Genomic DNA, 15,314 nt, shown 5'->3' on the forward strand with positions numbered 1-15,314 from the left:
GTGTCTCTATCTGGCGGTGAAGAAGCGAAGGCCGAAAATCATGCCGGTCGAGCGGCCATTTGTGGGTTGGAGACGAACGGTTACGGCCTCTTTGCCCTTGGTGAGGTCTTCGGGAATGTCGTAGACCTCATCAAAGAACGCACCGGGTCTCGGGGCTTCTGTATGCGCGACGCTGACCGCCTTTTGACCGTCGATCAGCACATCGAAAGCGCGCTTGTCGCTCCCCCAGTAGGTCGCTTGCAGCTGTAGCGGACCGGCATCCAGGCCCGGCGTTTTGCGCACCTTCATCGTGAACTGTATGAATCCACCCTGTCGCGCATCGCGTCCATTGCGTCCGCGATAGGTGCCGGGCCATGAGACGTCAGACTCGAGATTGTGGTCGCGTTCGGGCTGCATTTCACCGAGGTGCATGACGTCCACAGAGCGCGCGGCCAGATCACGCTGGCGTTCCTGGTCGGCGAGGAAGGCCGCCTCTTCGTCCTTCCACTGAGCCTCGCTGAAGCCCTTGAAATAAACACCGCTGCGTCGCTCATACTGGGCATAAAAGGGCACAAACGTCATTTCCGCAGGGCGGCCAACGCCCTTGGTGCGAAAGTGTGCTTTTTCTAAAGCGACGGGCTTGAATCCCGCCAGCAGATCGTCACCTACTAACGCGGGCTCCACCGCCTTGTAATCGTCGTCGACGCCGCCCAGGTCCGCCGCCAGCACCAGCGGCCCACGCAGCACGGCCACCACCTTTCCATCGTCGCGGGTGGCTTCGAAACGCAAATCCAGTGGCAGGGAAAGCCTGACCGTGTCCCCCACCGCCCAGGCCCGATCAATGACCAGATAGCCGCCATCCCTCGTAGCCTTGACGGGTTTGTTATTCAGCGTCAGATCGGCGCGCTTCGCCCAGGCGGGGACACGCAGGGCCAGTTTGAACTTCGTCGGTCGGCGAAGGCTGGAAAGGCTGAAAACGATGTTTCCGTCATAAGGATAACCGGTGTCGAGTCGAAGGTGCGCGCCCTTGGTCGCCCAGCGGGCGGTGGCGGGGATGTAAAGATTGACGAAGAGGGTATCGCTCGATTGCCAAAAGATAGATTCACCGTGTTTGGCGTGGCTTTCCATCCCTGAGCCGTGGCAACAGGTCCAGTTATCGACCGGATCCGAGAATCCGCGCGCCGCACCGGTGAACAGAGGCGTCATGTAGCTGAACATGCCCGTCTTCGGATTCTGTTGGGCCAGCACATGGTTGAAGTGCGCGCGTTCAAAATAGTCGAAATAGCGCGCATCCGGTTCCCAGCCGTAAAGATGCCGCGTCAGCTTGAGCATGTTGTAGGTATTGCAATGCTCGCAGGTCGCTTCGGTGATGTGTTTGGAGATGGTATCGGGTTCGAAAAAGTACTCCCGATCGGCATTGCCGCCGATCACATAGGAGTGGTGATTGACGACCCGTTCCCAGAAAAAGCTGGCGGCCTTGCGGTTGTTTTCGTTGCCCGTGACCTCGAAGAGGGTCGCTTCGCCCAGCAGCTTGGGAACCTGCGTATTGGCGTGGTTATTGGCCAGTTTGTCTTCACCGGCGGTGAGCGGATCGATGATGCGCTTATGGTGAAGGCGCTGTGCCAGTGCTAGCCAGCGCGGGTTTTCTGTGCGCCGGTAAAGTTCGGCGAAGGAGTCGTTCAATCCGCCAAATTCGCAGTTAAGCACGGTCTGAACCTGATCATCGGTCAGCGCACGGAAGACCTTGTCTATGTAAACACCAAGCCCGACCGCTACGGTAAGCGCCTTGTCATATCCGCAGAAGGTCTGAGCATCGAAGAGACCACTATAGAGCTTGTGCCAGTTATAGAGAGGCACCCAGCAGCCGTTCAGATCAAAGCCAGCCGAGCGGATGTCGCCAGCCATGAGTTCCGGGAAGATCTCCTTGCCATCAACAACGCGGCCGTCCTTGCGCTTGCGGGTGAAACCCGCGACATAGCCGTCGCCGTGGGCACCCTGAACGAGGGCCAATTCGTCAATAATATAGGCGGCGCGAAGCTTAAGTGCGGCATTGCCTGTCTGCGCATGCATCAGGGAAATGGCTGAGAGGTAATGTCCGAGACTGTGGCCGGCAATCGTGTCGCGCTCCCAGCCGCCGTAAAGCTCAGCCTTGGGCGTCAGACCCGCAAATTTGCGATAATTATGCAAAAGTCGGTCGGGATTGACGCTCAGCAGATAGGCTTCATTGACGTCTACTGCTGTTTTGAAAGGGGAGGGCAGCAGCCGGACATCGCTCAAGGGCAAAGACGTCACACTATCGTATGTGTCGTTGGCCCCAGCCCTGCCGGATACTGATATACCCGCCAAAAGGGCCGCTGTGCTTGTCAGCGTGTCGCGACGGGTAAAGGCGATCTTTAAGGTCATGTCTGCGTCCTGGGGCAGGTGGTTTCACTTCAAAATGCCGCGAGCGTTGGATAAAAGAGTCGTGAGGCCGATCTACCGAAGCACAGGCCTGTGGGTATATGGTATACAAAATATCGAATAATCGGACATAAAACAAGCCTTCAGACGCCTATTACGCAGGCGCGGACTTGATTTCACATTGTTTGAGCCGAATGCTGAAATCTCAAACATATGATTTATTTTGATAAAATCTCCGCTTGACGGAAGTTCTCTCCTATTTGATCCAATAGGGCGGTTGTGGCCGAAAAGGCACAGGAATTGTCTGTTTTTATAAAATCGTCATCGAACGGGGGTATATCGTATAAAATATTTTTGACGGATGCGATTTTTCGTGCCCAATTCTCTCCACCGAGACGCGCTGTCAGGGGACCGCGTCGTGTGGTTAGGATTTACGAAGATGCACCCGTTCAACACAAAAAAGTGGATGCTAGCCGCAACCGGGCTGGCTGTGGTTATGTACTGCACGCCAGCTTTGGCGCAGAGCGCAAATGACAAACCGACAACCCCTCAGGCTGATGATGACAAGGAAACCGTCGTTATCGTCAAGGGCTTGCGCAAGAGCTTGCAATCCGCCGCACAAAAGAAGCGAAAAGCGGGGCAGATCCTTGAAGCGATCGACGCGGAGGATGTCGGCAAGCTCCCGGATAACAACGTTGTCGAGGCTATTTCGCGGGTGACCGGCGTCCAGATTACCCGTGAGCGTGGTGAAGGCGGCAGTGTCGCTATCCGAGGCATGACAGACATTCAGACAACCCTGAACGGAAATGCTACGTCTTCCGGGACAGGGCGTGCTGCATCGCTGAATGACATTCCAGCAGAGCTTTTGAAATCCGTACAGGTCTACAAAACGCGAACGGCGGATCAGGTAGAAGGCGGCATTGCCGGAACGGTGAATGTTGATCTACGTCGTCCCCTTGATCTGCCGAAAGGCTGGACCTTTGCCGGCAGTGCCCGCCGTGTTTACAGTAATGTCGGGGACACCGAGAGTCCGTATTACAGCGCTTTGGTCGCAAATCGTTTTTTGACGGATGCCGGTGAGTTCGGGTTTCTGTTAAATTTTTCGCACCAGAAAAACAACTATGGCGAGCAGTATATCGAAAATGAAACGCCACGTGAATTCTGGGGCGCCGAGCTTGCGGCCCTGCCTGCGGATAAGAAGACTATCGTAGGCGTTTATAAGATGCGCTACGGCGTTGAACGCGGATTTGTCGAGCGTCCCTCTTACAACGCAGCCTTGCAGTGGAAGGTAAACGACAAGCTCAGCTTCCTCGTTGAAGCATCCGGCTTTGACTCGGAAGAGCATCGTCAGATGGATGTTCTGGAGGCACGCCTGAAGGACATTGCCAATGTGAAGATATCCAATATCACACTCATGCCGGACGGTCGTTCGCTTAAGTCAGCAACGTTTTCGGGCACTGATCTGCCAATCGGTCCGTGGGCAAATGATCAGGCCATCACCAACGAAAATCGTCGTCTCAATTTCGAAGTCAATTATAACACAGATCGCTGGAGCCTGAACGCGAGTGTGTACAAGGACGACAATCGCAGAGATATGCAGTGGTACCGTCAAACCATTCGCTTCACTGATGCCACTTCGTTCTTTGTAGACATGGACTCGGATAAAACGGTCGAAGGTGCGCCGTATGTTGAATACACGGGTGTTAACCTTGCGGATGCAAGCAGTTACTATATGCGTGAGTTTGAGAACGGCAAGAACTTTGAGGAGAGCGAAGAGGTCGTCTGGCAGGCTAACGCGACCTACCGGGCCAGCGATGACAAGTTATTGCGAAGCGTTCAGTTTGGCCTGCGGCACAGTGATCGTTCAACCAGCAACGCTTACGGCTATCGCTATGCAGGCTTCTCAGGCGCTAAAGCTGTCAAGCTCGCAAACTTTCCAAGCGGTAGTGTACTGGACGCTGTCTCCATCAAGGTGCCCGGCTTCGACTCTCCTACCTGGTATCGCCTGAATCTTAACAGCATCATTGACAATTTCGATGCCATCCGGGCCTATGCCACAGATCCGAACAAGGTGTCATACTCAGGGGGCTCTGGCGGCTGGGGCGACTCTGTTGTGACGACGGAAACCGGGTTCGGTTCATTTGAAGCGACTGAAAAAACAGCAGCCGTGTATGCGCAATTCACCTATGGATTCAATATCGCCAGTATTCCAGTCGACGGAGTGATTGGGGTCCGCAACACACACACTTGGGGAAGCAGCACCACGCGAAACTCACCGACCGCTAAGCCTGTCGTTGCCCCCATTGACTACTCGGATGCGCTACCCAGTGCGACAGCCGTCATTCATTTCACGCCTAAGCTACAGTTGCGCTTGGCCTATACCGAGAATGTCCAGCGGCCCGGTTTCGGAGAAGCGACGTCTTGGGTGTCTCTCAACAATGATTGCCGGTGTGGATGGGGGGGTAATGCGGCTCTTTTGCCAAACCACGAAACCAGCTATGACGCGTCACTTGAATACTATTTTGGACGCTCTGGCCTAGTGTCACTGGCCACCTACCTTAAGAAACCTGATGGCTTCATCACTTGGGTGCATGAGGTGAATGTGCCGGTCCCAGGTTATGAGGGGCTTTGGACGGTGGACCGGCCGGTGAACGCGGGTCCGGGTGAATTCCAGGGGTATGAATTCGCGGCTCAGGGTTTCTTCGACTTTTTACCGGGAAAGTGGGCGAACTTCGGGGCCAGCTTGAATGCCACCTACAACGACAAGGCAGAGATTCTCTATCCTTACCTTAATGATACGGGGCTCGGCGACTACAACGCTGTGGGCAACTCCAAATACACCTACAATGTTGCGCTTTACTATGAAACGCCGCAATTAGGTGCACGTATCGCTTATAACTATCGTGATAAGTACCGTGACAGCGCGGTGCTTGATTACGATCAGGGGCGTTACTCGCTTTATGTCGATCCAACGTCACGCCTCGATGCGTCTCTCACATGGACGCCCATCCGCCAATTGACGCTCAGTGTTGAAGGCACCAACTTGCTTGAAAACAATACGAAGCGGTACTGGGGTGAAGACAACCTTGTCCCGATGGGGCTGCGTGTTCAGGCACGGACTATTCAGATCGGTGCCCGTTTCCGCTACTGATCCTGACCCGCTTCGATCCCCGGGTTGATCGCAAAGAAAATCCCCACTGGAAGCAGTGGGGATTTTTCGTTACGCCTAAGATTGGGGTTAAAATCTTTACGCGCTGACGAAGTGAGGGGACGCGCAGGTCTTTGCGATATAGGCTTCGTGTCCGGGCATCATGTTGACCAGACCGGTCGTACCTTCACGAACCTTCTGTATTCGCCAGCGAAATTCGTCATCGGGCATCACGTCAGCGCCGGGGTGATAAGACTGCGGCATCAGGCCCTGCCCGGCGAGCACGGCAAACCAGCTGGCTTCCTTGAAGAGGTCTTGAGGGCGCACGAGCGGCTGATTATTTTCCCTGAAGCTGTCGAGGCGGAATTGCAGGCTGTCGGGGATGTCCATATGCTTGCAATAGGACCAGAAGGGCGTGTCTTCGCGCGTTGTGACCTTATAGTGAGCGATCAGGAAGTCCTTCACATTGGTATAGGCGTCCAGCATGGCCCGATTGAAGCAGGCGCGGGCCGTATCGGTGATGCCGCCTCTGGGGAAATAAAGCTGGAGTGTCGCTATGGCTTCCTGAACCAGCCAAATGGAGGTCGATTCCAGCGGCTCAAGAAAGCCTGATGCCAGTCCCATGGCGATAACGTTGTGGTTCCACATTTGCTTCCGGTGGCCTGTCTGGAAGCGGATCACGCGCGGCTCTGCCTGGGCTTGGCCGTCAAGGCGTTGCATCAGCAGGTCCGAGGCCGTTTCTTCGCTCAGATAGCTGTCGCAGAAGACATAGCCATTGCCGGTGCGATGCTGCAGGGGGATGCGCCACTGCCAGCCGGCTTCGCGCGCCGTGGATGTCGTGTAGGGCGTCAGCGGATCGACCTTATCGCACGGAACGGCCACGGCGCGGTTACACGGCAGCCATTTGGACCAGTCTTCATAACCGCTTTTGAGTGTCTGTTCGATCAACAGGCCGCGGAAGCCGGAGCAGTCGATGAACAGGTCGCCCTCAATACGCTCACCGCTGGCCAGAACAACGGCGGTGACATCGCCGTTGTCCGGATCCTGCTGCACCTCGGTTATACGGCCTTCTTTGCGTACCACCCCCCGTTGCACGCAGACATCACGCAGATAGCGCGCATAGAGTGAAGCGTCAAAGTGGAAGGCGTAGTTGACGGCCGGGACGTTGGGGTTGATCTCCTTCATGCGCCCGAAGCGGTTGGCGCGCGCCGCCAGAGTCTGAGGATTGAACAAGCCAAAATCAGCAGAGCCGCCGGCCTTTTGGTAGCGCATCCAGTAGTGGTTGAAGTTCAGACCACCCATATCAACGCCATAGACGCCAAACGGGTGGAAATAGTCACTACCCGGTGCCGACCAGTCTTTGAAGCGAATGCCCAGTTTGAATGTGCCGTTGACCGCCTTCAGGAAGGCGTTTTCGTCCAGGCCCAACATGTCATTGAACTGGATCATGGGCGGGATCGTCGCTTCGCCCACGCCAACCGTTCCAATTTCGTCCGACTCGATCAGCGTCACCGTGTAGGGCAGGGCGGAGAAACTGCGGCGCAGGGCCGCGGCGGCCATCCAGCCGGCGGTTCCGCCGCCTACAATGACCAGCCTGTACATGCCTTTGACGTTCATGCTTTATTTCCGATGCAGTCGAACCCGCCCACTATGAGCCTTCTGATACATTACTGTCAATCGCTCGGTATATCGTATAACGTATTTGACATAATCTCCGTTTCATGGCTTCCTCGTGTCGGCAGGAGGTATCGGTGGGCTGCCTTACGGAACAAAAAGGGGAATGGGTACAAACCATGAAGCGGTTAGCAAGTCTGATCACTGGGTGTGCACTTATCTCCTGTCCGGTCGCAAAGGCCGCCGAGCCGGTCACCGTTAAGGTGCCGGGTACGTCCATGCCCTGGAGCCAGAAAACAAACCCAAACATACCTTTCGGTCGCAATGACGGCACCAAGCCGGTCGAAATAAAACCCCTGAAGTTTGCGGTCGGACAAACCCTGAGGATCACCGCAACAGGCGGCACTTCGACCATTCCCGGTGGCCCCCAGTTTGGCCCGGCCGGTCAGGAATCTTTTATTGCGACCGATCAGGTGGGCGGTTCGGGGTCCATCTTTCCGGCGCGGTTCATTGATCCCGCGGCTTACCCCGTACACCTCAATGAGTTGATCGGGGTGTTTACCGACGCCAAAGGTCATCTGATTGCCCGGCCGTTTGCGGTAGGTGAGGCCTTCGAGGTAACCGTGCCGGCCAACGCTGAAAGGCTTCAGTTTGGTCTGAACGACGATATTTTTGCTGATAATGCCGGCGAACTAACCGTTACCGTTTCGATCGTCGAATGACTTCTATGGTCTAAGGAATTACTCATGTCTTTGCGTTCTTCGCGCCTGACCGCCTTTGTGTCGGTTACGGCGCTTTGCGCTCTCGCCTTGCCGGTTGCGGCCATTGCTCAGACGCTACCCACCCTTGCGGGGCCAGCCGCCGTCAGTGAGGTCTTTGGTGTCCCCGCCGCCGTGCGCGTTCAAGCCGAGCGGTTTTCAGCGGCCAATGTCCGCGCACTGATCACGGACCTCGATCTGCGCGCCAAATTTACCGCCGACGGTCAGGGTGTGATTTATCGCACCGGCGCAAAAGGCGCGGGCCGCATTCTGCGCGTGGATCTGAAAACGTCGGGTGTCAGCGAACTGGCTACTGAGACCACGTTGACAGCCCTTCTGGCGGCGCAGGGTCTAAAGACTGACGGCGGCATCGAGGTTGCGCCCACGCAATATGACAGGGACAAAGACATCCTGTCCTTTTATGCGGGCGCTCGCGAATGGCGCTATGAGCGGGCTTCAGGTAAGCTTTACCCTGTGGAACGCCTGCCGACAGAGACCGGCGTCCTTTCACCTGATGGCAAGTACCGGGTCGTTTCACGTAACTACAATCTGTGGCTGGTCGAGGTGGCGACGGGCCGCGAAACGGCCCTGACCACGGATGGTGTGTATGACCGCCGGTATGGCCAGAACTACCCGCAACTGGGTGACATGGTGGCCGCCAATTCTGAGACGCCCGACATGCGGGTGTCTGTGCAGTGGTCGGGCGATTCCAGACGCCTTCTGACCTATCGTCTTGATCGCAACGGCAGCTATATCTGGCACGCGGTTCAGCCCAACCCGCCGGGGAGTCGTTTCCCGCGCACCTTCGCCTATGTCTATCCGAATGCCGGGGCCGCAGAGGTGCCGCAGGTTCATCCTGTGGTCGTCGATATCTCAGCCGCTCTTGAGGGCAAGCCGGCGCTCACCCTGCCGGACTTACCCGCGCAGTCCTTGCTCTGGCCGGGGGACCCGAACCTGTGGTTTAACGAGGCCGGGAGGATTGTCTATGAATGGCAGGCGCGCGGCTATGGCGAAGTCGAACTTTTTGAGGCGGATCCCGTCACGGGTAAATCACAGCTCCGCTTGCACGAGGCCTTGTCGCCAAATGTCTATGTGACGTCTACGTCTATGCGTGCGGCCCCCGAACTGGGCGGTTATCTGATTATTTCCGAGCGCAGCAACTGGGCGCAGCTTTATTTCCTGCAGGACGGTGAGAATCCTTCCGGTGGGAAGGCCCTGACAAAGGGTGACTGGGAAGTCACCGGGATTGCGCATGTGGCCAAGGGCGGGCCGATCCTGATCACAGGTATCGGTCGGGAAACCGGCGTAAACCCCTATTTCCGCAGCCTGTACAAGGTTATGCTCGACGGGAAGATCGTCAATCTGACACCGGAACCGCTGGATCACGACACAACCGTCTCCGAAGACGGAGAGTGGATCATCGATCGCATGTCCACCCCCTCAGAACCACCGCGCACCGTCCTGCGCCGCGCGTCGGACGGTGTGATCGTGCTTGAACTGGGGCGCGCCGACCATTCCGCTCTGCTGGCCGCGGGCTTCACCCTGCCCGAAGTGTTTGAAACGACGGCGGAAGACGGCAAGACGAAGCTTTATGGCACCATCTATCGCCCGGCCCATTTCGATCCGTCGAAATCCTATCCCGTAATCGAGAACGTCTATACGGGGCCAACGACGCACCGCTTTGCCGAAACCTATGGCGGCAATGTCCCCACAAATCTGGCGGCGCTGGCGCAGTTCGGGGCGATTGTCGTCATTATCGACGGTAAGGGGACCTCTCAGCGCGGCAAGGCCTTCCGTATGCCCGCCTGGCAGAATCTGGGTGAGGTTGGCCTTGACGACCATATCCGCGTCCTGAAGGCCATGAAGGCGAAGTACCTGTACTTCGACCTGGACCGCGTCGGTGTCTATGGCGGTTCGGCCGGTGGCTATGACACGGCGCGGTTCGTTCTCAGACGTCCTGACTTTTATAAGGTCGGCGTGGCGTCATCTGGCAATCACGATCTGAGGCTGGACAAGGCGTGGTGGCCGGAAACCACCATGGGCAATGCCGACGACGCCACGTGGGAGAAGAACTCCAATATCTCGGTGGCGGGTAATCTTAAAGGGCATCTGATGCTGATTCATGGCGACATTGATGACAACGTGCCGGTGGCCGCCACCTTGCGTCTGTCGGCGGCTCTGACCGCGGCGGGCAAGCCGCACGATCTGGTCATCCTGTCCAACACACCGCACAATGTGAACCAGCCCTACTACTGGAACCGGTTGACCGGCTATTTCTACCAGTACCTGATCGAGGTCAAGTAGATGCTACCCACCCCGGCCCACACGGATGATGTGGGGTCGGGGTGCGGTGTGGACTACCGCACCTTGAGCATGACCACACCGTGAGCGGGGAGGGTGTAGCTGTAAGCTTTGTCTGAACGGGTATTGGTGTGCGTCCACAAGTCACGCACTTCGGACGCGCCGCCAAGTCCTATCTGCGCCCATTCACCCGACAGGGTGATCGGCCTGTCAGAGTGGTTGAACAGGCCGACGGCGGTGGCGCCGTCACTCAGTTTTTTGGTCCAGATTTCGTGGGTAGCGTCCTTTTTCACCGGCAGCCCCTGCACACCGGCTATGTCCTGATCGATGGCGATGACATCACGGTTGCTCAGAATAGCCGCGGTTTCGGGGGTCATGCTGCGTACGTCATTGCCCAACAGCAGCGGCGCAGCCATGAGGGCCCACAGCGACATATGGGTCTTGTATTCATCCGTTGTCATGCCGCCATTGCCGACTTCGAGCATGTCCGGATCGTTCCAGCCATTCGGACCGGTGTGGTTGGGCTTGCCGTTGGCATCAAAGCCGATCCACGCCATGCGTGCGTAATTGTCCTCAATATCGCCTGTGGTGCGCCACAGGTGGCCACCGACGTCACGCCCCCATGATCCGACATCGAAACGCCCGTACTGGCACAGGCTGAAGACAATATCGCGGCCGGTCGCCGCCAGCGCCTCGCCCATCTGCTGATAGGAGGCGTAGACGGCTTCTTTGGTATAGTAAAAGGCCTCGCCAGAGCAGAGATCGTATTTTAGATAATCCATACCCCAGTTGGCAAAGGTGCGCGCGTCCTGTTCGACATGGCCGTACGATCCCTCATAGCCCCCGCAGGTCTTCGGTCCCTGTGAGGAATAGATGCCGATCTTCAGCCCCCTGGAATGGACGTAGTCGGCAAGAGCTTTCATGTCGGGGAACTTGGCATTGGGCATTAGCACGCCATCGGCATCGCGCATCCCCTGCCAGCCGTCATCAATATTAACGTAGACATAACCGGCATCCCTCAGGCCGCTGCTGACCAGTGCGTCAGCGATTTCGCGCACGGTCTTATCGTCGATCTCCGTATTGAACCGGTTCCACGAATTCCATCCCATGGGCGGGGTAGGGGCCAGCGCCTTCTGAGGAACGACGCGGTAAGGGGGCAGGGGATAGACCTGGAAATCAAGGGCCTTTAGTTCACGCTTTGAGCCCTTGTGTGCGGTGAGGTTGAAGCTCTGATACCACAGGTTGCCGGTCATGCGGATCGAGATGCCCTCGGCCTTGATGACGATGCCGGTCGGGGTCACGCGCGGATTACCGTTGTTGATTTTGAAGACGAGCGTATCGCCTTCGGCACGCAGATCCTGCATAGGCAGGTCGCCATACCAGCGGGAGGTGATCACCCCCGTCAGCTTACCGCCTGTCTCTTTGATGATGACACGCGTAAAATCCGGATAGTTGGGTGAGCTGTCGAAAACCCAGCCGCCCTCTGGCGGTTTCGCCAGAGCCTGAGACACGGGCAGTAACAGGGTGAACACCACAGATAGACCTAAAAATAGTTTGCGCATAACAAGACTCCGTTCGTGGCTTTACAAGGCTTTTTCGTATACGGTATATTCTTTCTCTCATTTCGTCCACACGGTTAGGGGTCTCACGTGCGTCGTTCTCTGCTTCTTCTGCTCTCTTCGACGGCAACGGCTTTCGCGATCTCTGCCGGGGCCGAAACCTACGAGGCGGTCTCTCCCGATGAGCAGGTGAAGATTACCCTCGACAAATCGACAAACGGGCTGCCTAGCTGGAGCCTGGCCTTCAAGGGCGAGACCATAATTGCTCCGTCGGCGTTGGGGCTGCGCACCGACCTTCAGGGGTTCGGCAGTCAGGGCTTTGTTGTCGTCGAAAGTCGCACCCGTGAAGTCAATCAGGTCTATTCGATCGTTGCCGGTAAGGCCGCGACGGCCTCCGACCACTACCGTGAACTGACGCTTAGCCTGCGTGAGGCCAATGGTCCGCGCCGACTGGATGTGGTGGTGCGCGCTTATGATACCGGAGCGGCGGTACGCTATGTCCTGCCTACACAGGCCGAATATGGCGAGGTGGGTATCTATGGGGAGCGCACCGAGTTTGCCTTTCCGGCAGATTACGACTGCTGGGGACTGAACCTCGGTAAGTATCACAACGCCCACGAAGGCGAGTTCGACCCGGTCAAGGCGTCAGTGATTCGTGAGCATAATCTGTTCGATTCGCCGCTGGTCTGTAAGACGGGCTCTGGCGAGACGACCTTTGCTCTGGCCGAGTCGGACGTAACCCACTATCCGGCCAGTTATTATACGCGCAAGGGCGACAGTGGTCTGGGGGTGGCGGTGCAACTGCCTCCGCGCCTTGATGCCGATATGATCAAGCCCTATGTGGCCAGGATTTCAGCCGCCTCTGAGGAGTTTAAGACGCCCTGGCGCGTGGTTATGCTGGGCGACAGCCCGCGTGATCTGGTGGCCTCAAACCTTGTGGCCATGCTGGGGGCATCGTCGAAGATTGCGGACACAAGCTGGATTAAGGGCGGCAAAAGTGCGTGGGACTGGTGGAACGGTTTTAATGCGCCAGTCGCCAATCCCGGCATCAATACCGAAACCTATAAGGCCTATATCGACTTTGCCAAAAGCATGGGTCTTGGCTACATCCTGATCGACGAAGGGTGGTACACGGGGTCTTCGACCCGTCCGAAACCGGGATCGGATGTCACCAAGCCGATTGCGGCCGTCGATATGCCCGCCATCCTCAAATACGCCAAGGCGAACGGGATCGGCGTGATGATCTGGTTGCAGTGGCAGCAACTCGACTGGCAGTTGGATGAAGCCTTTAGCACCTATGAGCGATGGGGTATTGCAGGCGTCAAGATCGACTTTATGGACCGTTCGGATCAGCAGATTGTCGATTACTTCCACCGCGTTTTGTCCAAGGCCGCTCAGCACAAGCTTTTGGTCGATCTGCACGGGGCCTATGCCCCTAACGGGCTCGTGAGGACCTATCCAAACTATATCACCCAGGAAGGCGTTTTGGGCGCGGAATACAACAAGTGGACAACTCGCATTACGGCCACCCACAATGTCACCCTGCCGTTCACCCGCATGATTTTGGGCCCGATTGACTATACGCCGGGCGGCTTTGCCAACCGCACGCCGCAGACCTTTGTGATCCACGAAAACCGCCCTCAGACCCAAACGACCCGTGGTCATGGCGTGGCGATGTATGTCGTCTATGACAGCCCTCTGGTCATGGTGTCGGATGCGCCCCAGGCTTATAAAAAGACTGACGGAAGCTGGGAAGACGGGGTGGATTTTATCCAGAAAGTGCCGGTGAGCTGGGACGAAACCCGCGTTCTTCAGGGCGATATCGGTCAATTCATCGTCACGGCTCGTCGCAAGGGGGAGAACTGGTACATCGGGGCCATGACCAATGAAGAGGGGCGCACGGTCCGCCTGCCGCTCGATTTCCTCAAAGAGGGGACCCATCAGGCGCGCCTGTGGCAGGATGGCGCTACGCCGACGCAACTGGTGACGTCTGAGGCCAAAACCGACCGCACCCAAGCTCTGTCGTTGACTCTGGCCCCGTCAGGCGGGGCGGCGGTTATCTTAAGTCCGGTAAAACGTGGCAAATCAAATAAAACGGACAAATAAAGGTTAAATCGTATAATATATACTTGACACTTCCGCGGGAGAGTGGTTTGGATGATCCGGGATCGGAATGATGACGTTCTCCGGCGGTCATGGCTCCGGGCCCGGCTTACCAACGGCGGTTTGGCACGTTTGTACCCCCCCTCCCGCGTTCAGAACCGCCCACCTTTAAGCGTCCACCGCGTATCAATCCGCGGTGGGCGCTTTTTCTTTTGCGCTCTGTCAGGAGCCACACAAGCCAAAACCCCCACGCCTTGTTGAAGGGAGTAGGGGTAAAGAGGGCAGTGAGTTGTCTGGAGATGGGGGCTTACGCCGCCTTGTTGATGCTCAGCGATGGGCGGGATGCGGCGGCCTCTTCGACCATTTTGATGATCTGTGCGCGACGCTCCCCGATCAGCGGCATACGCGGCATCCGCACGCGCTCGGAGCCGCGGCCCATGATCTGTTCGGCGAGTTTGATCGACTGAACCAGGTCGTGTTCGGCATCGAGGTGCAGCAGCGGCAGGAACCAGCGGTAGATTTCCAGCGCTGTCTTGGTGTCACCGGCTTCGAGCGCCTTGACCAGCATGACGGATTCATGCGGGAAGGCCGAGGTCAGGCCTGACACCCAGCCCTGAGCGCCCAGCAGCAGGCCTTCATAGGCCACATCGTCGAGGCCGGCGAAGATGGAATATCGGCTGCCGAAGGCGTTAAAGACGTCGGTGAAGCGGCGTGTATCGGCGGCGGATTCCTTGATCGCCACGATGTTTTTCACCGGACGCAGGGCTTCGAGCGCATCATTGCCGATATTGACGCGGTAGGCGGTTGGGTTGTTGTAGAGCATGATCGGCAAGCCGGTGGCATTGGCCACTTGCGTGAAGTGCTCAACCAGCTCATTCGTCTTCGGCACATAGACCATTGCCGGCAGCAGCATCAGGCCGTTGGCGCCGATTTTTTCGGCGTCACGGGCAAAGGCGACGGCGCGCGGCGTGGTGAGTTCGGAGGTGCCGACGACGACGGGCACGCGGCCGTTGACGACTTCGACGATAGCGGAGAGCAGCGTGCGCTTTTCATCCGGCTCCAGCGAATTGTTCTCGCCGCAGGTGCCGAGCGCGATGATACCGGTCACGCCGTCCTTGATCAGATCATCGATTACGCGCTGGCTTTCGGCCACGTCAATGGATAGGTCTTCTTTGAATTGTGTGGTGACCGCCGGGAATACGCCGCGCCAATCGACTTTCATTGTTTACTCCAACTGCTTGCGTAAGAATATATACCGTATACAATATGCAATGATGCGGCGCAAGAAGGAACGGGATGGGCTCTATACGGCATCAGGCAGCAAGTCCTCTCGGAGCATAAACATCGCTTGCAACAAATTTGGTATACTGTATAAATTGATGTTATGTCTGACAATTAAGCGAGGCCCCTGTGCACCTTGTTCGCATAACGACCCTGTCGAAGGCTTGGTTC

The 15,314-nt window shown here is 57.1% G+C and carries 8 protein-coding genes; 4 read left to right on the forward strand and 4 right to left on the reverse strand.

The window, feature by feature from the left end; translation table 11 throughout:
- Positions 1-6 precede the first annotated feature (6 nt).
- Complete coding sequence (locus tag ASTEX_RS12785) at positions 7-2,382, reverse strand: glycoside hydrolase family 127 protein (protein WP_013480053.1); 2,376 nt, start codon at positions 2,380-2,382, stop codon at positions 7-9.
- 436 nt (positions 2,383-2,818) lie between these two features.
- Here ASTEX_RS12785 and ASTEX_RS12790 point away from each other — a divergent pair, with 436 nt between their 5' ends.
- Complete coding sequence (locus ASTEX_RS12790; protein ID WP_013480054.1) at positions 2,819-5,530, forward strand: TonB-dependent receptor; 2,712 nt, start codon at positions 2,819-2,821, stop codon at positions 5,528-5,530.
- 96 nt (positions 5,531-5,626) lie between these two features.
- Here the strand turns inward: ASTEX_RS12790 and ASTEX_RS12795 are convergent, their stop codons facing one another.
- Positions 5,627-7,144: a tryptophan halogenase family protein gene (locus ASTEX_RS12795; RefSeq protein ID WP_013480055.1), complete on the reverse strand. Its 1,518-nt coding sequence runs from the start codon at positions 7,142-7,144 to the stop codon at positions 5,627-5,629.
- Between the two features lie 176 nt (positions 7,145-7,320).
- Between ASTEX_RS12795 and ASTEX_RS12800 the strand changes: the two genes are divergently transcribed.
- Together ASTEX_RS12800 and ASTEX_RS12805 are read left to right on the forward strand one after the other, a co-directional pair.
- Positions 7,321-7,863, forward strand: a complete 543-nt coding sequence (locus ASTEX_RS12800) for a hypothetical protein (RefSeq protein WP_041659366.1) — start codon at positions 7,321-7,323, stop codon at positions 7,861-7,863.
- A 24-nt stretch (positions 7,864-7,887) separates the two neighbouring features.
- Positions 7,888-10,203, forward strand: a complete 2,316-nt coding sequence (locus ASTEX_RS12805; protein WP_013480057.1) for a S9 family peptidase — start codon at positions 7,888-7,890, stop codon at positions 10,201-10,203.
- A gap of 53 nt (positions 10,204-10,256) precedes the next feature.
- Here ASTEX_RS12805 and ASTEX_RS12810 read toward each other — a convergent pair whose 3' ends face one another.
- Positions 10,257-11,762 (reverse strand): glycoside hydrolase family 27 protein, encoded by a 1,506-nt coding sequence (locus ASTEX_RS12810; RefSeq protein ID WP_013480058.1) that lies wholly within the window; start codon positions 11,760-11,762, stop codon positions 10,257-10,259.
- Between the two features lie 87 nt (positions 11,763-11,849).
- Here ASTEX_RS12810 and ASTEX_RS12815 point away from each other — a divergent pair, with 87 nt between their 5' ends.
- Positions 11,850-13,865: a glycoside hydrolase family 97 protein gene (locus ASTEX_RS12815; protein WP_013480059.1), complete on the forward strand. Its 2,016-nt coding sequence runs from the start codon at positions 11,850-11,852 to the stop codon at positions 13,863-13,865.
- Between the two features lie 304 nt (positions 13,866-14,169).
- Here the strand turns inward: ASTEX_RS12815 and ASTEX_RS12820 are convergent, their stop codons facing one another.
- A complete protein-coding gene (locus tag ASTEX_RS12820; RefSeq protein WP_013480060.1) occupies positions 14,170-15,084 on the reverse strand; it encodes a dihydrodipicolinate synthase family protein in 915 nt (304 codons plus the stop codon).
- Positions 15,085-15,314: the final 230 nt, after the last annotated feature.

This window comes from Asticcacaulis excentricus CB 48 (genome assembly GCF_000175215.2).
GTDB classification, from domain to species: Bacteria; Pseudomonadota; Alphaproteobacteria; order Caulobacterales; family Caulobacteraceae; genus Asticcacaulis; species Asticcacaulis excentricus.

Excerpts from the sequence above, each read along its gene's own strand:
- ASTEX_RS12800 (WP_041659366.1), top strand. The coding sequence starts at position 7,321 with ATGAAGCGGTTAGCAAGTCTGATCACTGGGTGTGCACTTATCTCCTGT.
- ASTEX_RS12810 (WP_013480058.1), bottom strand. The coding sequence starts at position 11,762 with ATGCGCAAACTATTTTTAGGTCTATCTGTGGTGTTCACCCTGTTACTG.
- ASTEX_RS12785 (WP_013480053.1), bottom strand. The coding sequence starts at position 2,382 with ATGACCTTAAAGATCGCCTTTACCCGTCGCGACACGCTGACAAGCACA.
- ASTEX_RS12805 (WP_013480057.1), top strand. The coding sequence starts at position 7,888 with ATGTCTTTGCGTTCTTCGCGCCTGACCGCCTTTGTGTCGGTTACGGCG.
- ASTEX_RS12795 (WP_013480055.1), bottom strand. The coding sequence starts at position 7,144 with ATGAACGTCAAAGGCATGTACAGGCTGGTCATTGTAGGCGGCGGAACC.
- ASTEX_RS12820 (WP_013480060.1), bottom strand. The coding sequence starts at position 15,084 with ATGAAAGTCGATTGGCGCGGCGTATTCCCGGCGGTCACCACACAATTC.
- ASTEX_RS12790 (WP_013480054.1), top strand. The coding sequence starts at position 2,819 with ATGCACCCGTTCAACACAAAAAAGTGGATGCTAGCCGCAACCGGGCTG.